Annotated in this window: 24 protein-coding genes and 4 tRNA genes (1 of these 28 only partly in view); 3 read left to right on the forward strand and 25 right to left on the reverse strand. The window is 56.3% G+C overall.

The features are described 5' to 3' along the window. The 23 genes from gmhB to I6L37_RS02825 all read right to left on the reverse strand — a co-directional run. On the reverse strand, nt 1-213 hold the 5' end (the start) of the coding sequence (gmhB, locus tag I6L37_RS02715) for a D-glycero-beta-D-manno-heptose 1,7-bisphosphate 7-phosphatase (RefSeq protein ID WP_216993218.1). 330 nt of this gene lie to the left of the window's left edge; 213 of the gene's 543 nt are visible here — the first part of the coding sequence; its start codon is at nt 211-213; its stop codon lies off the left edge, out of view. Nucleotides 214-326: 113 nt separating this feature from the next. After that, nucleotides 327-1,511 carry an elongation factor Tu gene (gene tuf, locus I6L37_RS02720; RefSeq protein WP_061476754.1) on the reverse strand — a complete coding sequence of 395 codons (1,185 nt, stop codon included), beginning with the start codon at nt 1,509-1,511 and terminating at the stop codon, nt 327-329. A gap of 54 nt (nt 1,512-1,565) precedes the next feature. Next, nucleotides 1,566-3,671, reverse strand: coding sequence for an elongation factor G (gene fusA, locus I6L37_RS02725; RefSeq protein ID WP_026456683.1), 2,106 nt, complete (start codon nt 3,669-3,671; stop codon nt 1,566-1,568). 75 nt (nt 3,672-3,746) lie between these two features. Continuing rightward, nucleotides 3,747-4,217, reverse strand: a complete 471-nt coding sequence (gene rpsG / locus I6L37_RS02730) for a 30S ribosomal protein S7 (protein ID WP_026456684.1) — start codon at nt 4,215-4,217, stop codon at nt 3,747-3,749. A gap of 93 nt (nt 4,218-4,310) precedes the next feature. Next, nucleotides 4,311-4,685, reverse strand: coding sequence for a 30S ribosomal protein S12 (gene rpsL, locus I6L37_RS02735; protein WP_026456685.1), 375 nt, complete (start codon nt 4,683-4,685; stop codon nt 4,311-4,313). Between the two features lie 182 nt (nt 4,686-4,867). After that, nucleotides 4,868-5,146 carry a sulfurtransferase complex subunit TusB gene (gene tusB / locus I6L37_RS02740; RefSeq protein WP_216993219.1) on the reverse strand — a complete coding sequence of 93 codons (279 nt, stop codon included), beginning with the start codon at nt 5,144-5,146 and terminating at the stop codon, nt 4,868-4,870. 7 nt (nt 5,147-5,153) lie between these two features. Continuing rightward, on the reverse strand, nt 5,154-5,513 hold the full coding sequence (gene tusC / locus I6L37_RS02745; RefSeq protein WP_026456686.1) for a sulfurtransferase complex subunit TusC: 360 nt from the start codon (nt 5,511-5,513) through the stop codon (nt 5,154-5,156). A 9-nt stretch (nt 5,514-5,522) separates the two neighbouring features. Further along, nucleotides 5,523-5,915, reverse strand: coding sequence for a sulfurtransferase complex subunit TusD (tusD, locus tag I6L37_RS02750; RefSeq protein ID WP_026456687.1), 393 nt, complete (start codon nt 5,913-5,915; stop codon nt 5,523-5,525). Nucleotides 5,916-5,999: 84 nt separating this feature from the next. Continuing rightward, a complete protein-coding gene (locus tag I6L37_RS02755) occupies nt 6,000-6,380 on the reverse strand; it encodes a RidA family protein (RefSeq protein ID WP_026456688.1) in 381 nt (126 codons plus the stop codon). Between the two features lie 23 nt (nt 6,381-6,403). Beyond that, nucleotides 6,404-7,120 carry a transcriptional regulator gene (locus tag I6L37_RS02760; protein ID WP_042025337.1) on the reverse strand — a complete coding sequence of 239 codons (717 nt, stop codon included), beginning with the start codon at nt 7,118-7,120 and terminating at the stop codon, nt 6,404-6,406. A gap of 194 nt (nt 7,121-7,314) precedes the next feature. Then, on the reverse strand, nt 7,315-11,619 hold the full coding sequence (gene rpoC / locus I6L37_RS02765; protein ID WP_042025334.1) for a DNA-directed RNA polymerase subunit beta': 4,305 nt from the start codon (nt 11,617-11,619) through the stop codon (nt 7,315-7,317). A gap of 91 nt (nt 11,620-11,710) precedes the next feature. Continuing rightward, on the reverse strand, nt 11,711-15,739 hold the full coding sequence (rpoB, locus tag I6L37_RS02770) for a DNA-directed RNA polymerase subunit beta (RefSeq protein WP_042025333.1): 4,029 nt from the start codon (nt 15,737-15,739) through the stop codon (nt 11,711-11,713). 224 nt (nt 15,740-15,963) lie between these two features. Further along, on the reverse strand, nt 15,964-16,329 hold the full coding sequence (gene rplL, locus I6L37_RS02775) for a 50S ribosomal protein L7/L12 (RefSeq protein WP_026456242.1): 366 nt from the start codon (nt 16,327-16,329) through the stop codon (nt 15,964-15,966). A gap of 51 nt (nt 16,330-16,380) precedes the next feature. Then, a complete protein-coding gene (gene rplJ / locus I6L37_RS02780; RefSeq protein WP_005339895.1) occupies nt 16,381-16,881 on the reverse strand; it encodes a 50S ribosomal protein L10 in 501 nt (166 codons plus the stop codon). Nucleotides 16,882-17,138: 257 nt separating this feature from the next. Beyond that, the gene (rplA, locus tag I6L37_RS02785) at nt 17,139-17,840 is read right to left on the reverse strand and encodes a 50S ribosomal protein L1 (RefSeq protein WP_026456243.1); all 702 of its coding nucleotides are present in this window, start codon (nt 17,838-17,840) and stop codon (nt 17,139-17,141) included. 4 nt (nt 17,841-17,844) lie between these two features. Then, a complete protein-coding gene (gene rplK, locus I6L37_RS02790) occupies nt 17,845-18,273 on the reverse strand; it encodes a 50S ribosomal protein L11 (protein ID WP_026456244.1) in 429 nt (142 codons plus the stop codon). Nucleotides 18,274-18,407: 134 nt separating this feature from the next. Next, on the reverse strand, nt 18,408-18,959 hold the full coding sequence (nusG, locus tag I6L37_RS02795) for a transcription termination/antitermination protein NusG (RefSeq protein ID WP_005306318.1): 552 nt from the start codon (nt 18,957-18,959) through the stop codon (nt 18,408-18,410). 9 nt (nt 18,960-18,968) lie between these two features. Then, nucleotides 18,969-19,340 carry a preprotein translocase subunit SecE gene (secE, locus tag I6L37_RS02800; RefSeq protein ID WP_026456245.1) on the reverse strand — a complete coding sequence of 124 codons (372 nt, stop codon included), beginning with the start codon at nt 19,338-19,340 and terminating at the stop codon, nt 18,969-18,971. A 60-nt stretch (nt 19,341-19,400) separates the two neighbouring features. Continuing rightward, nucleotides 19,401-19,477 (reverse strand) — tRNA-Trp (locus I6L37_RS02805). A gap of 53 nt (nt 19,478-19,530) precedes the next feature. Then, on the reverse strand, nt 19,531-20,715 hold the full coding sequence (gene tuf / locus I6L37_RS02810; protein WP_061476754.1) for an elongation factor Tu: 1,185 nt from the start codon (nt 20,713-20,715) through the stop codon (nt 19,531-19,533). Between the two features lie 93 nt (nt 20,716-20,808). Further along, a tRNA-OTHER gene (locus I6L37_RS02815) sits at nt 20,809-20,883 on the reverse strand. Nucleotides 20,884-20,887: 4 nt separating this feature from the next. Then, nucleotides 20,888-20,962: transfer RNA gene (locus tag I6L37_RS02820), tRNA-Gly, on the reverse strand. 38 nt (nt 20,963-21,000) lie between these two features. After that, nucleotides 21,001-21,085, reverse strand: a tRNA-Tyr gene (locus tag I6L37_RS02825). A gap of 263 nt (nt 21,086-21,348) precedes the next feature. Between I6L37_RS02825 and coaA the strand changes: the two genes are divergently transcribed. Continuing rightward, on the forward strand, nt 21,349-22,287 hold the full coding sequence (gene coaA, locus I6L37_RS02830) for a type I pantothenate kinase (RefSeq protein ID WP_026457408.1): 939 nt from the start codon (nt 21,349-21,351) through the stop codon (nt 22,285-22,287). A gap of 74 nt (nt 22,288-22,361) precedes the next feature. Here coaA and birA read toward each other — a convergent pair whose 3' ends face one another. Further along, on the reverse strand, nt 22,362-23,327 hold the full coding sequence (gene birA, locus I6L37_RS02835; protein WP_216993220.1) for a bifunctional biotin--[acetyl-CoA-carboxylase] ligase/biotin operon repressor BirA: 966 nt from the start codon (nt 23,325-23,327) through the stop codon (nt 22,362-22,364). After that, nucleotides 23,324-24,361 carry a UDP-N-acetylmuramate dehydrogenase gene (murB, locus tag I6L37_RS02840; RefSeq protein WP_216993221.1) on the reverse strand — a complete coding sequence of 346 codons (1,038 nt, stop codon included), beginning with the start codon at nt 24,359-24,361 and terminating at the stop codon, nt 23,324-23,326. Before murB ends, birA begins: the two co-directional genes overlap by 4 nt. Before the next feature lie 127 nt (nt 24,362-24,488). Between murB and I6L37_RS02845 the strand changes: the two genes are divergently transcribed. After that, entirely contained in the window at nt 24,489-25,142 is a 654-nt protein-coding gene (locus tag I6L37_RS02845; RefSeq protein ID WP_026457411.1) for a TrkA family potassium uptake protein, read from the forward strand. Continuing rightward, nucleotides 25,139-26,494 (forward strand): TrkH family potassium uptake protein, encoded by a 1,356-nt coding sequence (locus I6L37_RS02850; RefSeq protein ID WP_216993222.1) that lies wholly within the window; start codon nt 25,139-25,141, stop codon nt 26,492-26,494. The genes I6L37_RS02845 and I6L37_RS02850 overlap by 4 nt, the downstream gene beginning before the upstream one ends. The last annotated feature ends 27 nt before the right edge of the window (nt 26,495-26,521 follow it).

Here is a 26,521-nt window from a genome sequence, read left to right on the forward strand (position 1 = left end):
CTCGGTCAGGTTCATGAAGTCATCTTCAGTGAAGTAACCACGGGCGATGCCGGATTGGTTAGTCACCACGACCAGCAAATAGCCTTTTTTCTTCAGCAATTGCATGGCCTCAATCGCCCCGGGTAGAAAATGGAAGTCATCAACCTGACTGACATAACCCGTGTCCTTGTTGATGACACCATCGCGATCCAGAAAAATGGCGGGTTTACTCACAGCTGCTACCTCTATCAATGATTTCGCAAAAGTATCTCACAAGCCATTTAAAGCCCCAAAAGTAAAAGGGATGGCCGAAGCCACCCCTTTTATGTGTGCATATAAAGTATCGATTAAGCGATAACTTTAGCTACAACACCCGCACCTACGGTACGGCCACCTTCACGGATGGCGAAACGCAGGCCGTCGTCCATCGCGATCGGTGCAATCAGGGTAACAACCATCTTGATGTTGTCGCCCGGCATGACCATCTCTACGCCTTCCGGCAGTTCGATGGTACCGGTCACGTCGGTAGTACGGAAGTAGAACTGCGGACGGTAGCCTTTGAAGAACGGGGTGTGACGACCACCTTCTTCTTTGGACAGTACGTACACTTCAGATTCGAACTTGGTGTGCGGCTTGATGGTGCCCGGCTTGGCCAGTACCTGACCACGCTCTACGTCTTCACGCTTCACGCCACGCAGCAGTGCACCGATGTTCTCGCCTGCACGACCTTCGTCCAGCAGCTTGCGGAACATCTCAACACCGGTACAGGTGGTCTTGGTGGTATCTTTGATACCCACGATTTCCACTTCTTCACCTACTTTAACGATACCGCGCTCTACACGGCCGGTTACTACGGTACCACGGCCAGCGATGGAGAATACGTCTTCGATAGGCATCAGGAACGGCTGGTCAATCGCGCGCTCCGGCTCCGGGATGTAGGAATCCAGGTGACCGGCCAGCTCGATGATCTTCTCTTCCCACTGAGCTTCGCCTTCCAGCGCTTTCAGTGCGGAACCACGGACTACCGGCAGGTCATCACCCGGGAAGTCGTACTCGGACAGCAGTTCGCGAACTTCCATCTCGACCAGTTCCAGCAGCTCTTCGTCATCGACCATGTCGCACTTGTTCATGAACACGATGATGTACGGAACGCCTACCTGGCGACCCAGCAGGATGTGCTCACGGGTCTGCGGCATCGGGCCGTCAGTCGCAGCTACTACCAGGATTGCGCCGTCCATCTGGGCAGCACCGGTGATCATGTTTTTAACGTAGTCGGCGTGACCCGGGCAGTCTACGTGAGCGTAGTGACGGGTAGCGGTGTCGTATTCTACGTGGGAGGTGTTGATGGTGATACCACGCTCACGCTCTTCCGGTGCCTTGTCGATCTGGTCGAAGGCGAAAGCTTTACCACCGAAGTGCTTGGCCAGCACATTGGTGATAGCAGCAGTCAGGGTGGTTTTACCGTGGTCAACGTGGCCGATGGTGCCGACGTTTACGTGCGGTTTGGAACGCTCAAATTTTTCTTTAGACACGACGTAGTCCTTCTAGGTTAAACCCGCCTACCGTCGTAGGCGGGGAATCTTAAATTACTTGGATTTGCGCTCTTCGATCACAGCCTGGGCAATGTTGTTCGGGGCATCTGCATACTTACCGAATTCCATTGCGTAGGAGGCACGACCTTGAGTGGCGGAACGCAGGTCAGTGGCGTAGCCGAACATTTCAGCCAGCGGCACCAGGGCACGTACGATCTTGCCGGACGGGCCATCTTCCATACCTTCGATCAGACCACGACGACGGTTCAGGTCACCGATAACGTCGCCCATGTAATCTTCCGGAGTTTCGACTTCTACTTTCATGATCGGTTCCAGCAGAACCGGGTTGGCTTTCATGAAGCCAGCCTTGAAGGCCATGGAAGCAGCGATCTTGAACGCCAGTTCGGAAGAGTCAACATCGTGGTAGGAACCGAAGTGCAGACGCACGCCCAGATCCATAACCGGGTAACCAGCCAGCGGACCAGACTTGAGCTGCTCCTGGATGCCTTTGTCGACACCCGGGACGAATTCGCCAGGAATGACACCGCCTTTGATGTCGTTAACGAACTCGTAGCCTTTGCCTTCTTCCAGCGGGTACATGTCGATCACAACGTGACCGTACTGACCACGACCACCAGACTGCTTGGCATGCTTGCCTTCAACGTCTTTAACGGTGTTGCGGATGGTTTCACGGTAGGCAACCTGCGGCTTACCTACGTTGGCTTCAACCTTGAACTCGCGACGCATACGGTCAACGATGATGTCCAGGTGCAGCTCGCCCATACCGGCGATGATGGTTTGGCCAGATTCTTCGTCGGTCCATACGCGGAAGGACGGGTCTTCCTGAGCCAGACGGCCCAGTGCCAAGCCCATCTTCTCTTGGTCAGCCTTGGTTTTCGGCTCAACCGCGATGGAGATTACCGGCTCAGGGAATTCCATACGCTCGAGGATGATCGGCGCTTTTTCGTCACACAGGGTGTCACCAGTGGTCACGTCTTTCAGACCGATGGCAGCAGCGATATCGCCTGCGCGAACTTCTTTGATCTCTTCACGCTTGTTGGCGTGCATCTGAACGATACGGCCGAAACGCTCGCGCTTGTCCTTGACGGAGTTCAGCACGGAGTCACCGGAGTTAACCACACCGGAGTACACGCGGAAGAAGGTCAGGTTACCAACGAACGGGTCGGTAGCGATCTTGAACGCCAGAGCAGAGAACGGCTCGTCGTCAGAAGCGTGACGTACGTCTTTGGTTTCGCCGTCCATTTTCAGGCCGTCGATAGCAGCAACGTCGGTCGGAGCAGGCAGGTACTCAACAACCGCATCCAGCATTGCCTGTACGCCCTTGTTCTTGAACGCGGAGCCACAGGTTACCAGGATGATTTCGTTGTTCAGCACACGTTGACGCAGAGCTTGCTTGATCTCTTCCTCGGTCAGCTCTTCGCCGCCCAGGTATTTTTCCATCAAGTCTTCAGAGGCTTCTGCAGCAGCTTCAACCAGGTTCATGCGCATTTCTTGCGCTTGTTCCAGCAGCTCGGCCGGGACGTCTTCGTAGTCGAAGGAAACGCCTTGGTCAGCTTCGTTCCAGTTGATGGCCTTCATCTTGACCAGGTCGATAACACCCTTGAAGTTCTCTTCGGAGCCGATGTTCAGCTGCAGAGGAACCGGAGTGCCTTTCAGACGGGTCTTGATGTGCTCAACGCAACGCAGGAAGTTGGCACCGGTACGGTCCATCTTGTTGACGAACGCGATACGGGGAACCTTGTACTTGTTAGCCTGACGCCATACGGTTTCAGACTGTGGCTGTACGCCACCTACGGCACAGTACACCATTACGGCACCGTCCAGAACACGCATGGAGCGCTCTACTTCGATAGTAAAGTCAACGTGGCCCGGGGTATCGATGATGTTGATACGGTGCGGTTGGAACTGTTTACCCATACCGGACCAGAAAGCGGTGGTCGCGGCGGAGGTGATGGTAATACCACGCTCTTGTTCCTGTTCCATCCAGTCCATGGTGGCAGCGCCATCGTGAACTTCACCGATCTTGTGGCTTACACCGGTGTAAAACAGTACACGCTCGGTAGTAGTAGTCTTACCGGCGTCAATGTGAGCGGAGATACCGATGTTACGATAACGCTCAATGGGGGTTGTACGAGCCATTGTCATCCTCTTACTAAGGCGCTTGTCCCTAGATAATTAAAGGTGCGCAGAGCCAGAAGACCCTGCGCAAGCGGATTACCAGCGGAAGTGAGCGAAGGCCTTGTTCGCTTCAGCCATACGGTGAACGTCTTCACGTTTCTTGACAGACGAACCCTTGTTCTCAGCGGCATCCAGCAGCTCGCCAGCCAAACGCTGAGCCATTGATTTTTCACCACGTTTACGAGCGGCATCAACCAACCAGCGCATTGCCAGAGCATTGCGACGAACCGGACGAACTTCTACCGGTACCTGATAGGTTGCACCACCGACGCGACGAGATTTAACCTCGACCGCCGGACGAATGTTATCCAGAGCTTCTTCAAATACAGCCAGGTGCTCTTTGCCGGATTTAGCGGCAATGATATCCAGAGCACCGTATACGATGGCTTCGGAAACAGATTTCTTACCGTCAACCATTACTACGTTGACGAATTTAGCCAGCAGCTCTGATCCGAACTTGGGATCCGGCAGGATTTTACGCTGACCAACAACACGACGTCTTGGCATTTCAATTCTCCGTGAACTTCAGGGGTTACCCAAAACTAGAAAGTTATCTAACTAGAAACGAATTAACGTTTGGCCTTACTTAACGGAGAACCATTAAGCTTTCGGACGCTTCACGCCGTACTTGGAGCGAGCCTGCTTACGGTCTTTAACACCGGCACAGTCCAGCGCACCACGAACGGTGTGGTAACGAACACCAGGCAAGTCTTTTACACGACCGCCACGGATCAGAACAACAGAGTGCTCTTGCAGGTTGTGACCTTCACCGCCGATGTAGGAGGTGACTTCGAAGCCGTTGGTCAGACGTACACGGCATACTTTACGCAGTGCAGAGTTAGGCTTCTTCGGGGTGGTGGTGTATACACGGGTGCACACGCCACGCTTCTGAGGGCACGCTTCCAGCGCAGGCACGTTGCTCTTAACAACGAGCTTAGTGCGTGGCTTGCGAACCAACTGGTTAATAGTTGCCATCAAAAGGCTCCTGATAATGACTTCATAAACATGTGAAAAATCCTCCCCGCAGATACGGGGACGCGAAATTTTATGCCCTGTTGTCTAGGGAGTCAAGATTTATACAATTCGCGGCATGGACGGCGCAGCGCAAACCACCGAAAGCCATAATAACCATCTGAATTATATTGAAAATAATCCTGTCACCCCCCCCAGGTCAGTGGGGACCCTTTTTGTGCAATCAAGGCGACCAGACCCGCCATATCGATCTCTGCCCCCACGCGATGAGACAACCCGCGAGCCTGCAGGTCTTCCTGCATGACATAGAGCGGTATGCCTGCCAGCTGTTCACACCAGTGTGACGCCGATGCGGCGATCACCGCATCCTGCATCAATACCAGCTCGTCTTCCGGCTGACAGTATGCCAACGCTTGCGCCAACGCCTGGCTCTGGAAGGGGGAGTTCATAATCAGATGCAACATGAAGACCTCAGAAACTGATGTGAGCCGAACATTGTGCCCAGCAGCGAGCCAATGCCTCCCGTGGCATGCTCTCGACCTGAATGAGCAGATCATCGAGGGTCAGCCCGCGCTCGGCCAGTGAGTCAGCACAGACATAGACCTCCTCGATATCGTAGAGTTCCAGCATCTTGAAGGTCGGTGCATAGTGACGCTGCAGAATAGCGGCAGGTTGCTGCTCCTTGACCAGTTGCAGCACGCCGTCACCGATCAGAAAGAGTGCCACTGATTCGGTAAGCGCCGACGTGGCCAGCAGGGCATCCAGTCCCTCTCGCCCGGCCGCATAGCCATGAGGCCCACGGCGGCAGATAAATGCAATTTTTTTGGTCATGACCCTCTCCTAGAACTGGACCAGCCGATCGGCCGTCAAGGTCGCCTCGGCCAGCTGCCCCAGACCGCTCAGGCAGAAGGGGGCCTGCAGATTGAAGTGATCATGTCCAACCCCCTTGGCCTCCTGTTCATCGAGTACGCCACGGCGCATGGCGGCGGCGACACAGACATCGATCCGGATCCCCTGCTCTATCGCCAACTCTCGCCACAGACGCACCAGATCCGTTTCATCGGAAGCGGGCGCATGGAGGCCGTTGCCGTTGTAGACACCGTCCTGATAGAAAAACAGATGGGAAAGGGTATGCCCCTGCGCCAACAGGCTACGGGCAAAACGATAGGCGGTACTGGCAGACTGGGTACCATAGGCAGGTCCGGTCACCAGGAGGGCAAAACTCAAACTCATATCAGGCTCCTGTGCTGATGCCTGTCCATTGTACGCCAAAAACAAAAAAGCCCCTGCCAGGAGGGGCTTGTTCAACCAGAGCGATCAGAGGTGGGCAATGGCTTCCACTTCAACCAGCACATCCTTCGGCAGACGGGCAACTTCCACACAGGAGCGTGCCGGAGCTGCGTCGCCAAAGTAACGGGCATAAACCTGGTTGAAGGCCACGAAGTTATTCATGTCGCTCAGGAAGCAGGTGGTCTTCACCACCTTGCCGGCATCAGCGCCAGCCGCTTTCAGCACGGCAACCAGATTCTTCATTACCTGCTCAGCCTGGGCTTCGATACCGCCTTCGACAATCTCCATGGTAGCCGGATCAAGCGGGATCTGTCCTGAAGTAAAGATCATCTCACCCACCTTGGTCGCCTGAACATACGGACCAATCGCAGCGGGTGCCTTGTCGGTTGCAATAACTTCTTTAGCCATTCATGTATCCCCTTCTGGAATGATTATTCGTTTTCGTCTTCACCCTGCTTGCGCTGCCGGATGTAGAGATAAACGGTATGTTTGGAAATATTCAGTTTGTCCGCCACCAGGTTGATCGAATCCTTGATGTCGAAAATTCCTTTCTCGAACAACTGGGTCACGATAAACCGGTTCTTGGCATTGTTGGCCACGGTCGGATCGCGGTTGATTTCATCGATGGTATTGTCCACCGTCTGGGCAACCAGCTCCTCGACGCTGTTGGCAAATGTCTCGGGAGACTGACGCGCAACCTGCTGCGGCGTCGGGAAAAATTCGGCCACGAACTCGTGGAAGGGGGCATTGATGTGCAGATTGATGCAGATAAGGCCGATCACCTGCCGCTCGCTGTTCCGGATAGCGATGGTGCTCGACTTCATCAGGGCACCGGTGCGGCTGCGAGCAAAATAGCTATGCGTGTAATCTTGCCCCGTGCTCTCGATATCCTTGAGCATACGCAAGGCCAGATCGGTGATGGGCGCCCCCAGGGAGCGTCCGGTATTGAATCCGTTGGCGATCTTGATCACTGACTCATGCAGATTCTCCAGGGAGTGAAGCACCACTTCACAATGCTTGCCGAACAACTCGGCCAAGCCATCGATGAGCCCGTCATATGAGCGCAACAATTCCCTGTCTTCATCTGTAAAAGTGCGGCTGATCAGCTGTTCTTCGGGAAGCATGGCCTCCTCGATACCGACAGTCATGTTCTACCCCTGTAATAACCGTTCAACTTTTCCGAGTTTTAAATTGCAGGGCATTAAAGTCAACTTTTTTTGATTTTTTACTCTACAACTTTGCTCTGGATCATCCTGAAAACCGTGCCAGACCTGACTTTGACGAGGAAAACACCAACAAAAAGGGCTCCCTGAAGGAGCCCTTTTTAATCATGGAGAAGAGATTACTCTTCGTCGAAGCTACCGGCTGCGTTCAGCAGATCCGCCAAGTTCTGTTGAGCCTCATCAGCGGTCACCTGCGGGGTGCCAACAGCACGAGCTGCGGCAGCACGCTGGTTGATCCGGCCATGGTGGTACGCAAAACCGGTACCGGCCGGGATCAGACGACCCACAATGACGTTCTCTTTCAGACCACGCAGTTCGTCACGCTTGCCACCTACGGCGGCTTCGGTCAGAACGCGAGTGGTTTCCTGGAAGGAAGCCGCGGAGATGAAGGACTCAGTGCTCAGAGACGCCTTGGTAATACCCATCAGCACGTGACGGTAGGTCGCAGGGGTCTTGCCCTCGGCAACCAGCTTACGGTTGGCAATCTTCACGCGAGCCACTTCAACCTGTTCGCCTTCGATCAGGTCGGTGTCGCCAGCAGTCAGGATCTCGCACTTGCGCAGCATCTGACGAACGATGACTTCGATGTGCTTGTCGTTGATCTTAACGCCCTGCAGACGGTAAACGTCCTGCACTTCGTTGGCGATGTAGTTGGCGACCGGGCTGATACCGCGCAGACGCAGGATGTCGTGAGCAGACTCGGGACCGTCCGCCAGTACTTCACCCTTCTCAACTTTTTCACCTTCGAACACGTTCAGGTTACGCCACTTCGGAATCATCTCCTCGTAGACGTTGCCACCATCGGTCGGGGTGATGACCAGACGGCGCTTGCCCTTGGTCTCTTTACCGAAGGAGATGGTACCGGAGATTTCGGCCAGGATAGCCGGCTCTTTCGGTTGACGTGCTTCGAACAGATCCGCAACGCGCGGCAGACCACCGGTGATGTCCTTGGTACCGCCGGATTCCTGCGGGATACGCGCAACCGCGTCACCCACACCCACGTTGGCACCATCTTCCAGGTTCACGATCGCCTTGCCCGGCAGGAAGTACTGGGCGGCTACATCGGTACCCGGGATCATCACATCATTGCCGTTCAGGTCGACCAGTTTCACGGTCGGACGCATCTCTTTACCGGCGCTCGGACGCTCGTTGACGTCCAGCACGACGATAGAGGAGAGACCGGTCAGCTCGTCGGTCTGACGAGTGATGGTCACGCCGTCGATCATGTGTTCGAAGTGCAGACGACCTGCCACTTCGGTGATGATCGGGTGAGTGTGCGGATCCCAGTTGGCAACGGTATCGCCAGCGTTCACGGCCTGACCGTCCTTCACTTCCAGCACGGCACCGTAAGGCAGCTTGTGGCTTTCCTTGGTACGGCCCATGTCGTCCATGATGGTCAGTTCGGTTGAACGAGAGGTGATAACCAGTTTGTCTTCGCTGTTGTGAACGAACTTGGCGTTCTGCAGCTTGATGCTACCGGTGTTCTTCACCTGGATGCTGCTTTCTGCTGCGGCACGAGATGCGGCACCACCGATGTGGAAGGTACGCATGGTCAGCTGGGTACCCGGTTCACCGATGGACTGGGCGGCGATAACACCGACAGCCTCACCCTTGTTAACCAAGTGACCACGGGCCAGGTCGCGACCATAGCAGTGGGCACAGTTACCGAAGTCGGTCTCACAAGTGATGGCAGAACGTACCTTCACACGGTCAACGGAGTTACGCTCCAGCAGGTCACACAGCTGCTCGTCGAGCAGGGTGTTGCGAGCCACCAGGATCTCGTCCTCGGTACCCGGCTTGATGACGTCTTCCGCCACCACACGACCCAGCACGCGCTCACGCAGCGGCTCGACTACGTCGCCACCCTCGATCAGCGGAGTCATCCACAGACCGTCGGTAGTGCCGCAATCGTCCTCGGTGATCACCATGTCCTGCGCCACGTCTACCAGACGACGAGTCAGGTAACCGGAGTTCGCGGTCTTCAGTGCGGTATCCGCCAGACCCTTACGAGCACCGTGAGTGGAGATAAAGTACTGCAGTACGTTCAGACCTTCACGGAAGTTCGCGATGATCGGGGTCTCGATGATGGAGCCATCCGGCTTGGCCATCAGGCCACGCATACCGGCCAGCTGACGGATCTGGGCTGCGGAACCCCGCGCACCAGAGTCGGCCATCATAAAGATGCTGTTGAACGAGGCCTGTTCTTCTTCGTCACCCAGCGAGTTGACGTTACGCTCTTTGGACAAGTTCTCCATCATGGCCTTGGAGACGCGCTCGTTGGCGCTGGCCCAGATATCGATAACCTTGTTGTAGCGTTCGCCCGCAGTCACCAGACCGGACAGGAACTGATCCTGGATCTCGGCAACTTCGGCTTCGGCTGCGGCGATGATGTCTTTCTTGGCATCCGGGATGACCATGTCATCGATACCAACGGACGCACCGGACAGGGCCGCATAGTGGAAACCGGTATACATCAGCTGGTCAGCGAAGATAACGGTGTCCTTCAGGCCCTGCTTGCGATAGCAGGTGTTCAGCAGACGAGAGATCAGCTTCTTGCCCAGCGCCTTGTTGGATACGCACTTGATCCAGTTTTGCGGATTGGCGTCCAGATCGGCTTGCTCGGCAGCGCTCAGCACCTTCGGCTCGTCAATCAGGGCGTATTCCATGCCTTTCGGCAGGATCAGGCTCAGGATCGCACGACCAACGGTGGTGTTCTTCATTTCGGTCTTGGCAACCAGTTCACCGGCTTCGTTCTTCACGTACTCGGTGATGCGGCACTTGACGCGCGCATGCAGGTCAGCCAGGCCGGCACGGTAAACCTTCTCGGCCTCTTTCGGACCGGACAGCACCATACCTTCGCCCTTGGCGTTGATACGGGCACGGGTCATGTAGTACAGACCCAAGACCACGTCCTGAGAAGGAACGATGATCGGTTCACCGGAGGCAGGTGACAGGATGTTGTTGGTAGACATCATCAGCGCACGCGCTTCCAGCTGGGCTTCCAGGGTCAGCGGTACGTGAACAGCCATCTGGTCACCGTCGAAGTCCGCGTTATACGCAGCACAAACGAGCGGGTGCAGCTGGATTGCCTTGCCTTCGACCAGAGTCGGTTCGAATGCCTGGATACCCAGACGGTGCAGGGTCGGTGCACGGTTCAGCAGGACCGGGTGTTCGCGGATCACTTCGTCCAGGATATCCCAAACGACAGCTTCTTCGCGTTCAACCATCTTCTTGGCAGCCTTGATGGTGGTTGCCAGGCCGCGGGTTTCCAGCTTGCCATAGATGAACGGCTTGAACAGTTCCAGCGCCATCTTCTTAGGCAGACCACACTGATGCAGGCGCAGGGTCGGACCTACGGTGATAACGGAACGACCAGAGTAGTCGACACGCTTACCGAGCAGGTTCTGACGGAAACGACCTTGCTTACCCTTGATCATGTCGGCCAAGGATTTCAGCGGGCGCTTGTTGGAACCGGTGATGGCGCGGCCACGACGGCCGTTGTCCAGCAGGGCATCGACAGACTCTTGCAGCATGCGCTTTTCGTTGCGCACGATGATGTCCGGCGCAGCCAGATCCAGCAGACGCTTCAAGCGGTTGTTACGGTTGATCACGCGACGGTACAGATCGTTCAGATCGGAGGTCGCGAAACGGCCGCCGTCCAGCGGTACCAGCGGACGCAGGTCCGGCGGCAGCACGGGCAGCACTGTCATGATCATCCACTCCGGCTTGTTGCCGGACTGCAGGAAGGCTTCCATCAGCTTCAGACGCTTGGTGGTCTTCTTGCGCTTGGTCTCGGAGTTGGTCTGATCCAGCTCCTCGCGCATGGTCTTGACTTCACCTTCCAGATCGATGGCACGCAGCAATGCCAGGATTGCTTCGGCACCCATCTTGGCGTCAAATTCGTCGCCCCACTCTTCCAGCGCATCCAGGTACTGCTCTTCGGAGAGCATCTGGCTGCGTTCGAGGTTGGTCATGCCCGGCTCGATTACCACGAAAGATTCGAAGTAGAGCACGCGCTCAATGTCGCGCAGGGTCATGTCCAGCAGCAGACCGATACGGGACGGCAGAGACTTCAGGAACCAGATGTGGGCAGTCGGGCTAGCCAGCTCGATGTGGCCCATACGCTCACGACGGACCTTGGTCTGGGTCACTTCAACGCCGCACTTCTCACAGATCACACCACGGTGTTTCAGGCGCTTGTACTTGCCGCACAGACACTCGTAGTCCTTCACCGGTCCGAAGATACGGGCGCAGAACAAACCATCACGCTCCGGCTTGAAAGTCCGGTAGTTGATGGTCTCAGGCTTTTTGACCTCACCGAATGACCAGGAGCGGATCATGTCAGGAGAGGCCAGACCGATCTTGATACTGTCAAACTCTTCGGTCTTGGTCTGAGCCTTCAAAAACTTGAGTAAGTCTTTCACGTGTTTCCCCTGTCAGGAGTCTAACCTCGGCGCCCCAGCTGCCAAAACAGCGGGGCGCCCACGTCAATTCTCGAACAATAAGAGCGAGCTCTTACTCTTCGTCCAGCTCGATGTTGATACCCAGAGAGCGGATTTCCTTCAGCAATACGTTGAAGGATTCGGGCATGCCCGGCTCCATACGGTGGTCGCCATCCACGATGTTCTTGTACATCTTGGTACGGCCATTCACATCGTCAGACTTGACGGTCAGCATCTCCTGCAGGGTATATGCCGCACCGTAAGCCTCCAGGGCCCACACTTCCATCTCACCGAAACGCTGACCACCGAACTGAGCCTTACCACCCAGCGGCTGCTGGGTAACCAGGCTGTAAGAACCGGTAGAACGCGCGTGCATCTTGTCGTCGACCAAGTGGTTCAGCTTCAGCATGTACATGTAACCTACGGTTACCTTACGCTCGAAGCGGTTACCAGTGCGGCCATCGAACAGATCAATCTGACCGGATTCCGGCAGATCGGCCAGCTTCAGCAGGGCCTTGATTTCGCGCTCTTTGGCACCATCAAAGACCGGCGTAGCAACCGGCAGACCCTTACGCAGGTTACCCACCAGGGTACGCACGTCGTCGTCGGACAGCTCGGCGATGTTCACTTGCTGGGAGTCCTTCTCGCCCAGGTCATAGACCTGTTGCAGGAAGTTGCGCATCTCGTGCAGCTCACGCTGCTCTTTGACCATGCGGTCGATCTTCTCGCCGATCCCCTTGGCCGCCAGGCCCAGGTGAACTTCGAGGATCTGACCGATGTTCATACGAGACGGTACACCCAACGGGTTCAGTACGATGTCGACCGGACGGCCGAATTCGTCATGAGGCATATCCTCGACCGGGCAGATCTTGGAGATAACACCCTTGTTACCGTGACGGCCCGCCATCTTGTCACCCGGTTGGATGCGACGCTTGACTGCCAGATAAACCTTGACGATTTTCAGTACGCCCGGCGCCAGATCATCACCCTGGATAATCTTGCGACGCTTGTTCTCGAACTTCTTGTCGAACTCGGCTTTCAGCTCAACGTGCTGCTCAGCGATCTGCTCCAGTTCGGTCTGCTTGGCTTCATCTTCGATGGCCAGTTCAAACCACTTGGAACGCTCCAGCTTGTTCAGACGATCTTCGCTGTAACCGGCGGCCAGCAGCAGGTTGCGGGAGCGGCCGAAAATGCCGTCTTCCAGGATCTTGAACTCTTCGGTCAAGTCCTTCTTCGCTTCCTTCAGCTGCATCTCTTCGATTTCTTTGGCGCGCTTGTCTTTTTCCACGCCATCGCGGGTAAAGACTTGCACGTCAACCACGGTACCGTACACACCGTTCGGCACACGCAGGGAGGAGTCCTTCACATCGGAGGCCTTCTCACCGAAGATGGCGCGCAGCAGCTTCTCTTCCGGAGTCAGCTGGGTTTCACCTTTCGGGGTCACCTTACCAACCAGGATGTCGCCGCCCTTCACTTCGGCACCCACGTAGACGATACCGGACTCGTCCAGCTTGGACAGCGCGGCTTCACCCACGTTCGGGATGTCGGCAGTGATCTCTTCCGGACCCAGTTTGGTGTCACGGGAGATACAGGCCAGTTCCTGGATGTGGATGGTGGTCAGGCGATCTTCCTGAACAACACGCTCGTTCACCAGGATCGAGTCTTCGAAGTTGTAACCGTTCCACGGCATGAACGCGACGCGCATATTCTGACCGAGCGCCAGCTCACCCAAGTCGGTGGACGGGCCGTCAGCCAGTACGTCGCCAGCCATCACCGGCTCACCCAACATCACGCAAGGACGCTGGTTGATACAGGTGTTCTGGTTGGAACGGGTGTATTTGGTCAGGTTGTAGATGTCGATGCCGGCTTCGCCTGGCAACAGCTCATCTTCATTTACCTTGATAACGATACGGGAGGCATCGACATAGTCGATCATACCGCCACGCTTGGCGACTACGGTTACACCGGAGTCAACGGCCACAGCGCGTTCCATACCGGTACCTACCAGCGGCTTGTCAGCACGCAGGGTCGGTACAGCCTGACGTTGCATGTTTGAACCCATCAATGCGCGGTTCGCGTCATCGTGTTCCAGGAACGGGATCAGGGCCGCTGCCACAGATACGATCTGCTGCGGGCTCACGTCCATATACTGGATCTGGTCGGCGTTCATAAAGGTGGATTCACCTTTGTGACGGCACGGGATCAATTCATCTTTCAGACGGCCATCTTCGGTGGTCGCGGCGTTAGCCTGTGCGATCACGTACTTGCCTTCTTCAATAGCAGACAGGTAGTCCACTTCGTCGGTGATCACACCGTCAATGACCTTGCGGTACGGAGTCTCGAGGAAACCGTACTCGTTGGTACGAGAGTACACGGACAGGGAGTTGATCAGACCGATGTTCGGACCTTCAGGAGTCTCGATCGGGCACAGACGACCGTAGTGGGTCGGGTGTACGTCTCGGACTTCAAAGCCGGCGCGCTCACGAGTCAAACCGCCCGGGCCCAGCGCGGAGATACGGCGCTTGTGGGTCACTTCGGACAGCGGGTTGTTCTGGTCCATGAACTGGGACAGCTGGCTGGAACCAAAGAACTCTTTGACTGCGGCGGAAATCGGCTTGGCGTTGATCAGATCCTGCGGCATCAGGGTGTCCAGGTCGCCCAGGGAGAGACGCTCCTTGACCGCACGCTCGACACGCACCAGACCGACACGGAACTGGTTTTCAGCCATTTCGCCGACGGAACGGATACGACGGTTACCCAGGTGGTCGATATCGTCCACTTCATCGTTGCCGTTACGGATGTCGATCAGGCGCTTCATCACCTCGACGATGTCGTCCTTGGTCAGCACACCCACGCCGGTTTCGTCTTCACGACCCAGGCGACGGTTGAACTTCATGCGACCAACGGTGGACAGGTCGTAACGCTCGGCGGAGAAGAACAGGTTCTCGAACAGCTGCTCAGCGGCCTCGCGGGTGGGCGGCTCGCCCGGACGCATCATGCGGTAGATCTCTACCAGCGCTTCCAGACGGTTGGTGCTGGAGTCGATGCGCAGGGTCTCGGACATATAGGCACCGTGGTCCAGTTCGTTGGTGAACAGAACCTCGAAATGCTTGAAGCCGGCCTGGGACAGGTTGGCGATGGCTTCCAGGCTCAGGGCCTGGTTGGCAGCGACAACCAGCTCGCCAGTCTGCGGATGTGCGTAGTCCTTGGCAGCAACTTTGCCAACAACATACTCAACCGGCACTTCGATCTGGGTGACGGAATCTTTTTCCAACTGGCGGATGTGACGCGCGGTCACACGACGACCGGTTTCAACCACCACGGCGCCATTGGCCACGATGTCAAAGGTCGCAGTTTCACCACGCAGGCGCTCAGGCACCAGATCCATCATCAACTTGCCATCTTTCACTTCGAAACCGATGGTCTCGAAGAAGGTGGCCAGGATTTCTTCGGAACTGAAGTCCAGGGCGCGCAGAATAATGGATGCCGGCAGTTTACGACGACGGTCGATACGGACAAACAGGTTGTCTTTCGCATCGAACTCGAAGTCCAGCCAGGAGCCACGGTAGGGGATAACGCGAGCGTTATAGAGCACCTTACCGGATGAATGTGTTTTGCCTTTATCGTGGTCGAAGAAGACGCCCGGGCTACGATGCAGCTGGGAGACGATTACCCGCTCGGTACCGTTGATAACAAAGGTGCCGTTCTCGGTCATGAGCGGAATTTCGCCCATGTATACTTCTTGTTCCTTGATGTCTTTGACGGTGCCGGCAGCTGCTTCACGGTCGTACAGAACCATACGAAGCTTGACACGCAGCGGCGCGGAGTAGGTCACTCCACGGATCTGGCATTCTTTTACGTCAAATACCGGCTCACCCAGGCGATAGCTGACATACTGAAGCTCAGCACTACCGGAGTAACTGGTGATCGGGAAAACGCTACGGAAAGCGGCCTCTAGGCCATATTCACCTTCCGGGTCAGCCTCGATGAACTGCTTGAAGGAGTCCAGCTGAATGGACAACAGATAAGGCGTGTCCAGTACCTGGTCTCGCTTACCGAAGTCCTTACGAATGCGTTTTTTTTCGGTATAAGAGTAAACCATAGGGTTCCTCAGCTCGCTGATAAGTGACCCACTCTGTCCCGCGGGACAGCTCTGTCTCAACACCGTTTTGTGTTGGCCCGGACGAAAGAAAACAGTCCGGATTGCTGGTGCACCGAGAGTCGTAAACGGTGTGAAATGCTCTCAGTCTACAGCGCAAAAAGGCTGGTGAACAAAAATTCACCAGCCCTAGCCTGTTTTATCAGGCTAATCTACATAAATGCAGATTATTTGATCTCAACAGAAGCACCGGCAGCTTCCAGCTCTTTCTTCAGAGCTTCAGCTTCGTCTTTGGAGATGCCTTCTTTCAGGTTAGCCGGAGCAGCTTCTACCAGGTCCTTGGCTTCTTTCAGGCCCAGACCGGTGGCGCCACGAACGGCTTTGATAACGGCAACTTTGTTAGCACCGGCAGCAGTCAGAACTACGTCGAACTCGGTCTTCTCTTCTACTGCTTCAGCAGCAGCCGGGCCAGCCATTACGGCAGCAGCGGCAGAAACACCGAACTTCTCTTCCATAGCTTCGATCAGCTCAACAACTTCCATTACGGACATGGAAGCAACGGCTTCGATGATTTGGTCTTTAGTGATAGACATGACAAAAATTCCTGATGTTGAATAAACTCAAACAGCCTAGATAGGCGAGAATCAAGCAGCAGCTTGTTTCTGGTCGCGAACAGCAGCGATAGTACGAACCAGCTTGCCAGCAGAGGCTTCCTTCATGGTAGCCATCAACTTCGCAATTGCTTCTTCGTAGGTCGGCAGCGTGGCCAGACGATCAATTTGTGCTGCGGCGATAAACTCACCGTTAAAAGCGCCAGCCTTGATTTCGAACTTTTGGTTCGCTTTGGCAAACTCTTTGAACAGACGAGCGGCAGCGCCCGGGTGTTCGTTGGAGAAAGCAATCAAGGTAGGACCGGTAAATGCGTCGTTCAGGCACTCGTATTCGGTACCTTCAACCGCGCGACGCAGCAGGGTGTTACGCACAACGCGCATGTACACACCAGCTTCACGAGCGGTCTTACGCAGGACGGTCATCTTGTCTACAGTCACACCGCGAGAATCGGCTACAACTGCGGACAGGGCGCCTTTGGCAGCTTCGTTGACTTCAGCAACAATTGCCTTTTTGTCTTCGAGTCCCAATGCCATTGGCTTAACTCCTGGATTGAATCCGGGTCTGTAGACCCAGTACTGACACATCCCCCCTACCTTTAACAACAGAGGGGAACGATGCGGTAGCAGGATTCCAGAAGAGAAAGAATCTTTCTCGCTGGGTTTCCGGCACCGTCTACGCAGGAAACATTAAGGCTTTGCAGCCTCCTGCGGTCTTGGACGGAGGTCGAAACCCCCAACCAATCAAGGCGCAAAATTATAGATTAAATTTTGCGCCTTGTAAAACCCATCAATTAGGCCTGAGCTTCCAGAGAAGCTTGGTCTACGGCAACACCGGCACCCATGGTGGTGGAGATGCTGACTTTCTTGATGAATTGACCTTTGGCGGAAGAGGGTTTGCCTTTTTTCAGGGCAACCAGCAGAGCTTCCAAGTTTTCTTTCAGCTGAACTTCGTTGAAAGAAACCTTACCCAGAGTGGTATGGATGATACCATTCTTGTCGTTACGGTAACGAACCTGACCAGCCTTGGCGTTCTTGACGGCTTCGGCAACGTTCGGAGTTACAGTACCAACCTTCGGGTTCGGCATCAGACCACGCGGGCCCAGGATTTGACCCAGCTGACCAACAACGCGCATGGCATCTGGGGATGCGATAACGACGTCGAAGTTCATCTCGCCTTTTTTGACCAGCTCGGCCAGGTCATCCATACCTACCAGGTCAGCACCGGCAGCTTTGGCAGCTTCGGCGTTGGCACCTTGGGTAAATACGGCAACGCGAACGTCACGACCGGTACCGTGAGGCAGTACAGTTGCACCACGTACGTTCTGGTCGGATTTACGAGCGTCGATACCCAGGTTGACAGCAACGTCAACGCTTTCAACGAACTTGGCGGTAGCCAGTTCTTTCAGCAGGGCAATGGCTTCGTTGATGGAGTACTCTTTGGTACCGTCAACTTTTTCGCGAATAACGCGCATACGCTTGGAAAGTTTAGCCATTGTCTTAATCCTCCACTACCAGACCCATGGAACGAGCGGAGCCGGCGATGCAACGTACTTTTGCATCCAGATCGGCACCGGTCATATCCGGCTCTTTGGTCTTGGCGATTTCTTGCAGCTGAGCAACGGTCACCTTACCAACCTTGTCTTTGTTCGGCTTGGCAGAACCAGACTTGATGCCAGCAGCTTTCTTCAGCAGGAAGGAAGCGGGCGGAGTCTTGGTTTCGAAGGTGAAGGAACGGTCGCTGTAAACGGTGATCACGACCGGAGTCGGTGAACCTTTTTCCAGCTTCTCTGTACGGGCGTTGAACGCCTTACAGAATTCCATGATGTTAACACCGTGTTGACCCAGTGCAGGACCAACGGGAGGAGACGGGTTGGCTGCACCAGCAGCAACCTGCAGCTTGATATAAGCTGTGACTTTCTTAGCCATTAGGAAATTACCTCAAATATGGGTTCTAGCGCCTCGGAGACATGCTCCTGCAAACGGCTCCCCAACTAATAAAGGGGCAGCGAATTATAGAGATATTCGCTGCCCCTGACAACCGTTAAACGTACAGAATTCGATCAGCCTTTTTCGACCTGACCAAAATCCAGTTCAACCGGAGTAGAACGACCGAAGATCAGTACGGAGACCTTCACGCGGCTCTTCTCGTAATCCACCTCTTCAACGGTGCCGTTGAAGTCGGCAAACGGACCATCAGCAACCCGTACCATCTCACCCGGTTCAAACAGGGTTTTCGGACGCGGCTTGTCGTGGGCATCCTGCAGACGATTCAGAATGGCATCGGCCTCTTTGTCGGAGATCGGCGCCGGGCGGTCGGAAGTACCGCCGATGAAGCCCATGACGCGCGGTACATTGCGTACCAGGTGCCACGTGGTTTCATCCATGATCATCTGGACCAGGACATAACCCGGGAAAAATTTGCGCTCACTCTTGCGCTTCTGGCCGGCACGCATCTCGACCACTTCTTCGGTCGGGACCAGTACTTCACCGAACATGTCTTCCATGCCATGCATCTTGATATGTTCACGCAGAGACTTGGCAACACGGCCTTCATAGCCGGAAAATGCCTGCACGACATACCATCTCATACGTTGTTCACGTTGTTCAGTCATGGCTTATCCTTACACACCGGTAATCAGGTTGACCAACCAGACCAAGGCACCGTCCAGAACGAACAGCAACAGGCCCATCACGGCAGTCACCGCCAGCACAATCAGGGTTGTCTGAATGGCTTCCTGACGGGTCGGCCATACGACCTTGCGGACTTCCAGGCGAGACTCACGGGCGAATGCCAGTGTTGCCTTTCCCTTGGTGGTTTGCAGGGCCACTGCACCAGCAGCAGCAATCACAACGACCACACCCAGGGCGCGGACGGCAACCATGACATCACTCAGCAGATAATTACCCACTACAGCGGCCGCCAGGATAATGAAAACCAGGCCCCAAAGCAGGGTATCCTTGCTTCCGCCCTGGCTCTCAGAACTAACACTCATACAACCCACCTGTATCTGACGTAACCAAAGACACAAAAGCCCCGTACGAGACGAGGTATATGGCAGGGGCGGCAGGACTCGAACCCGCAACCATCGGTTTTGGAGACCGCTGTTCTACCAATTCGAACTACGCCCCTGCATAAGAAAGCCCCTATTATAGGGGCTTTGCTTTATTTATGTAAGCCAAAGATTAAGCGATAACTTTAGCTACAACACCCGCACCTACGGTACGGCCACCTTCACGGATGGCGAAACGCAGGCCGTCGTCCATCGCGATCGGCGCAATCAGGGTAACAACCATCTTGATGTTGTCGCCCGGCATGACCATCTCTACGCCTTCCGGCAGTTCGATGGTACCGGTCACGTCGGTAGTACGGAAGTAGAACTGCGGACGGTACCCTTTGAAGAACGGGGTGTGACGACCACCTTCTTCTTTGGACAGTACGTACACTTCAGATTCGAACTTGGTGTGCGGCTTGATGGTGCCCGGCTTGGCCAGTACCTGACCACGCTCTACGTCTTCACGCTTCACGCCACGCAGCAGTGCACCGATGTTCTCGCCTGCACGACCTTCGTCCAGCAGCTTGCGGAACATCTCAACACCGGTACAGGTGGTCTTGGTGGTATCTTTGATACCCACGATTTCCACTTCTTCACCTACTTTAACGATACCGCGCTCTACACGACCAGTTACTACGGTACCACGGCCAGCGATGGAGAATACGTCTTCGATAGGCATCAGGAACGGCTGGTCAATCGCGCGCTCCGGCTCCGGGATGTAGGAATCCAGGTGACCGGCCAGCTCGATGATCTTCTCTTCCCACTGAGCTTCGCCTTCCAGCGCTTTCAGTGCGGAACCACGGACTACCGGCAGGTCATCACCCGGGAAGTCGTACTCGGACAGCAGCTCGCGAACTTCCATCTCGACCAGTTCCAGCAGCTCTTCGTCATCAACCATGTCGCACTTGTTCATGAACACGATGATGTACGGAACGCCAACCTGACGACCCAGCAGGATGTGCTCACGGGTCTGCGGCATCGGGCCGTCAGTCGCAGCTACTACCAGGATTGCGCCGTCCATCTGGGCAGCACCGGTGATCATGTTTTTAACGTAGTCGGCGTGACCCGGGCAGTCTACGTGAGCGTAGTGACGGGTAGCGGTGTCGTATTCTACGTGGGAGGTGTTGATGGTGATACCACGCTCACGCTCTTCCGGTGCCTTGTCGATCTGGTCGAAGGCGAAAGCTTTACCACCGAAGTGCTTGGCCAGCACGTTGGTGATAGCAGCAGTCAGGGTGGTTTTACCGTGGTCAACGTGGCCGATGGTACCCACGTTAACGTGCGGTTTACTACGCTCAAATTTTTCTTTAGACATGATCGTCCCTCTAAACTAACGCTGAGTACGCGGTGGCAAGCTAACCACAGAACAGTTTATATGATGGATTTGAATCTGGTGGGGAAGAGAGGTTGGTGCTGACAGGCAGATTCGACTGCCGACCTCACCCGAGGGTGTAGCTCTTGGTATCGCCTGAGCCATATCAGCATCTTGGAGCGGGCAGCGGGAATCGAACCCGCATCATCAGCTTGGAAGGCTGAGGTAATAGCCATTATACGATGCCCGCATTTCTCTAACCCAAAGAACTCAAACCGCAGAGAAATATGGTGGAGGGAGAAGGATTCGAACCTTCGAAGGCAGAGCCGTCAGATTTACAGTCTGATCCCTTTGGCCGCTCGGGAACCCCTCCAAATACCAGATTGTCACAACGGTAATTCTGCTTGCACCCGTTGTTTTTATCGCTTTTGCTCGGCAAATAGACGACAGACATCTAAGCGTCGCGCATTTTATTGTAAGGATTTGGGGGATGCAACCATTGAGCCCGGCAAAAAGTGCTTTATTGCCGCCGAGTTTGCAAAAACATGGCGACAAATCGGGCAATCCCGCCAGGTCGCTTGTCGCTCCCCCACCCTTGGTGTATGGTCGCCGTGCCCAAGAAACAGTGACGACACCATGACGACAGAGCATAACCCCTATCTGCAATTCACCCGCGAACAATGGGCGTTATTGCGCGATTCGGTCCCCCTGACCCTGACCGAGCACGATCTGCAGACCCTGCGCGGGATCAACGAGAAGGTGTCATTGCGGGAAGTCGAAGAGATCTATCTGCCGCTCTCCCGTCTGCTCAATCTCTACGTCAAGGCCAAGCAGCGTCGCAGCCGGGTGCTGGAGCAGTTTCTCGGCCAGTCCCGAGGCAAGGGCACCTACATCATCAGCATCGCGGGCAGCGTGGCCGGTGGCAAAAGCACCACGGCACGCATCCTGCAAGCGCTGCTGGAACGCTGGCCGGAGCATCCGCGGGTAGAGCTGGTCACTACCGACGGTTTTCTCTATCCCAACAAGGTGCTGGAGGAGCGCGGCCTGATGCGCCGCAAGGGATTCCCCGAATCCTACGATATCCGTCATCTGGTGGAGTTTGTCGCCAACATTCGTGCCGGACACGAAAAGGTGGAGGCCCCCGTCTATTCCCACCTTATCTACGACATCATTCCCGACGAGAAGAAGGTGGTGGAGCAGCCGGACATCCTGATCCTAGAAGGGCTCAATGTGCTGCAAAGCGGCATGGACTACCCGCAGGATCCACACCGCGTGTTCGTGTCTGATTTCGTCGACTTTTCCATCTATGTGGATGCCGATGCCGAGTTGCTGCGCACTTGGTATATCGAGCGTTTCCTCAAGTTTCGCAGCGGTGCATTCTCGGATCCGGACTCCTACTTCCACCACTATGCCAAACTGGCGGAAAGCGAAGCGACCCGGATTGCCGGCAACATCTGGCAAGATATCAACTATCTGAATTTGCAAGAAAACATCCTGCCAACTCGGGAGCGAGCCAACCTGATCCTGACCAAGGGGCAAGAGCATGCCATCGAACAGATCAAACTGCGCAAGTGACGGCTTGAACAGACAACGGATAAACGAAGAGGGGGCCAGTGGCCCCCTCTTCGTTTATAACTGTCACTGTACCCTCAGTCTCCCCGGCGCAGGGAGATTTCACCGCCCAGATAGAACTTGATCCCCTCCTCCGTCTCCAGACGCAGGGCACCGCGATCGTCGATCCCCCTGGCGATGCCGCGGACCTCCTGATCGCCCATCAGCAGACGGACAGGGCGACCGGCAAAATGATCGAGCCGGTTCCACGCGTCGACGAAGCTCCCCAATCCGCTCTGTTCGAAGGTCTGCATGGCGGTTTGCAGGTGCTCTATCACCCTGGCAGCCAACTGGTTGCGATCAACCAGCTCTGGGCTGATGTGGCGCAGTTCGGCCCAGGCCTGATCAATTCTCTCCCCTTCCCGGGCAGGCATGGCCAGATTGAGCCCTACCCCGATCACCAGATGGCAACTGGCACCGGCACTGCCGCTCATCTCCACCAGGATCCCTGCCAGTTTGCGCCCCTGATAGTAGAGATCGTTGGGCCACTTGAGCTCAACTCCCTGATAACCCAGGGATTCCAGCGCCTCCACCACGGCAACGCCCACTGCCAGGCTCAATCCCATGGCAGCAGCCATCCCCTGCTCCAGCCGCCAGTACATGCTCAAGATCAGCTGACAACCAAATGGCGAAATCCACGGCTTGCCACGACGACCACGGCCGGCGGTCTGACACTCGGCCAGGCAACACTCGCCGGCGCGGGCCTGGTTGACCCGCTCCAGCAGGAACTGGTTGGTGGAGTCGATGACCGGGAAGCAGTGGATTGGCGCCATCGGGGCCAAGGCTTGCAATTGGGCCTGATCGTAGAGGGCCAGCGGCACAGCCAATCGATAACCCTTGCCGGTCAGACTGAACAGATCCAGCCCCAGCCCCTTGAGGGCAGCCATATGCTTGCTCACCGCCGCACGGCTGATGCCGAGTTGCTCACCCAGCTGTTCGCCGGAGTGGAACTGACCGTCGCTGAGCAGGGAAATCAGGGTCTGTCTGATGGGTGTCAATGTCATGCCAGCACCTCGTCAAGCCAGGTTTCTCCCTGCGCACCCATGAAGCGCACCTCGTGCTCCAGCACCACACCAAACTTCTGCTCCACGCTGTCACGCACGTGGGCCGCCAGGGCGATCAGCTCCATGGCACTGGCGCCACCGAGGTTGACCAGCACCAGCGCTTGCTCCTGATGGACGGCGGCGCGACCGATGGCAAAGCCCTTGAGGCCACACTGATCGATGAGCCAGCCCGCGGCCAGCTTGGCCTCACCCTCTCCGGCCGGGTAGCTGGGCATCTGCGGATACTGCTGCTTGAGCCGCTGCGCCAGCTCGGCCGGCACCACGGGGTTCTTGAAGAAGCTGCCCGCATTGCCGAGCACAGCGGGGTCAGGCAACTTGGCCATCCGGGTTGCGCAGACGGTATCGAAAATGGCCCGGGCCGTTGGGGATTCACCAAGGGCTGCCAACGGGCCGTAGCCCGCAACGGGTTGCCAGGCCTTGGGCAGACGCAGGCCAACGGCGGTGATCAGGTGAGTATCCTGATACTCATGCTTGAAGATGCTGTCGCGATAGCCGAAACGGCACTGGTCCGCCGCGATCCGCTCCATCTCGCCGCTCTGCCAGTTGAACGCATCCACATAGTCGCAGAAGGTGGCCAGCTCGACACCATAGGCCCCGATGTTTTGCACCGGTGCTGCGCCGACCGTACCCGGGATCAGCGCCAGGTTTTCCAGTCCATGCCACCCCTGCTGCTGGGCATGGCACACCAGCTGATGCCAATCCTCGCCCGCCGCCACATGGAGCAACCAGTGATCGCCGTCATCCTGCATCTCGATCCCTTTCAGACGGTTGAGGATCACCAGCCCGAGGAAATCGGTGGTAAACAGCACATTGCTGCCGCCGCCCAGAGTCAGACGCGGCAAAGACCCGAGCTGGGAGTCGGCGCGCAGGTTGCCCAGATCGGCGACCTGCTCCACCTCGGCCAGCCAGAGGCAATGAGCATCGAGGGCAAGGGTGTTGAGACTCAACAGGGAGGCGTTGGCATTCAGTTTCATCGGTCTGTCCCGGCTTGGTGCGAAGGCGCAGTCTACCTCAAGTTGGTCGATGACGAAAAACCTGGGCTCTTTCCGGCCGAATAACAGTGGTTTAGAGTAGACAGATCCAACTGTTGAGGAACCACTCATGAACAACCAGTTTGCCGTCATCGGCCTGGGCCTGTTTGGTAGCGCCCTGTGCGAAGAGCTGCAACGACAGGATGCCGAGGTACTGGCTATCGACATCGACGAGAGCAGAACCCGCCAGATCGCCACCCTGTGCAACCATGTCATCGTTGCCGATGCCACCGATGAGGCCACAGTGGCCGAGCTGGGGCTTGCCAACTTCGACATCGTCTTCGTCGCCATCGGTGACAATCTGGAGACCAGCATCCTCACCACCCTAGTGCTGAAAGAAGCCGGCGTGAAGAAGGTGTGGGTCAAGGCGCGCGACAAGTTTCACGCCAAGATCCTGCAGAAGGTGGGGGCCGACAAGGTGATCAACCCTGAGTGGGACATGGGTCGCCGGGTCGCCCAGAGCATGCTCGACAACCGTCTGTTCGACTATCTGGAACTGGGCCATGACATGGTGCTGACCGAGTTCGTCATCGGTCTGCAGCTAAACGGCAAGGCCCTCAGCGACTTCCACCTGTTGCAACAGAGTGACTTCCAGCTGCTCGCCATCAAGCGCGGCGAAACCCTGCACAACGTGCTGACCGGCAAGATGGAGCTGCAGCTGGGAGATATCCTGATCCTGGCTGGCAACAAACACGCCATCGATCACTGGCTTGAAACCCTATGATCAACTGGCGCAGCAATTACACCTTCGCCCTGTATCAGAAGGATGAGTCCCGCTGGAGCGAAGCCCGGCTGATCCTCGGCAGCTTTCTGCTCATCCTGCTGGTCGGCACCATCTTTCTGGTACAGCCCTCCAGCCACAAGGGCGAAGTCACCTTCATCAACGCCCTGTTTACCGCTACCTCGGCCATCAGCGTAACCGGCCTCGGGGTCGTGGATACAGGTACCGCCTTCACCCTGCAAGGGCAGATCTTCCTGCTCATCCTGATGGAGATTGGCGGTCTGGGCCAGATGACCATGACCCTGTTGCTGATCGCCATGTTCAGCAAGCGGGTCGGCCTGCGCCAGCAGGTGCTGGCCAAGGAGGCGCTGGGCCAGGAGGGATCGGTCAACATAGTCCAGCTGGTCAAGCGCATCGTGCTGTTCGCCTTCATCGCCCAGCTGATCGGCACCGCCATCATGGCCATTCGCTGGGTGCCCGAGATGGGCTGGGTCCACGGCTTCTACGTCAGCTTCTTCCATGCGGTATCGGCCTTCAACAACGCCGGCTTCTCGCTGTTTGCCAACAATCTCATGGACTATCGAGATGACCCTCTCATCAGCCTCACCATCGCCGGCCTGCTGATCCTGGGGGGGCTTGGCTTTACCGTCATCGTCGATCTGGTGCGCAACCGCCGCTGGCGCAGGCTCAAGCTCCATAGCAAACTGATGCTGGTGATGACGCCCGCCCTGCTGCTGATCGGTACCCTGATGTTCTGGCTGCTTGAGCACAACAACCCGGGCACTCTGGGTGAAGCCAGCCTGGGCAGCCAGTTGCTGGCGGCTTTCTTCCAGTCGGCCAGCGCCCGGACGGCGGGGTTCAACTCCATCGACATCGGCCAGATGGTGCCCGCCTCCCTGCTGTTCATGATGATGCTGATGTTCATCGGGGCCGGCGCCACCTCCACGGGGGGCGGTATCAAGGTCACCACCTTTGCGGTGGTCCTGCTCGCCACCAAGGCCTTCCTGACCAAGCGCCCCCACGTCACTGCCTTTGGCCGCACCCTGTCGCCCCAGATAGTGACCCGTTCGCTGGCCATCATCATGGTCAGCGTCATGGGGCTGATGCTGGCCATGTTCCTCTTGATGATCACCGAGGATCTGCCGTTCGACAAAATCATGTTCGAGACCATCTCGGCCTTTGCTACCGTCGGCCTCTCCACCGGTATCACCAGCTCCCTGAGCGAGCCGGGCAAACTCATCCTGGTGCTGGTGATGATCTGTGGCCGTCTTGGCCCCCTCACCCTGGCCTTCATGCTGGCTCGCCCGGTCGAGACTCGCATCCGCTACCCGGAAGAGGGTGTCTACACGGGTTGATCGATCATGAGAACGGGGCAGCCACTG

The sequence above is a fragment of the Aeromonas sp. FDAARGOS 1407 genome (assembly GCF_019048725.1).
Taxonomy (GTDB): Bacteria; Pseudomonadota; Gammaproteobacteria; order Enterobacterales; family Aeromonadaceae; genus Aeromonas; species Aeromonas enteropelogenes.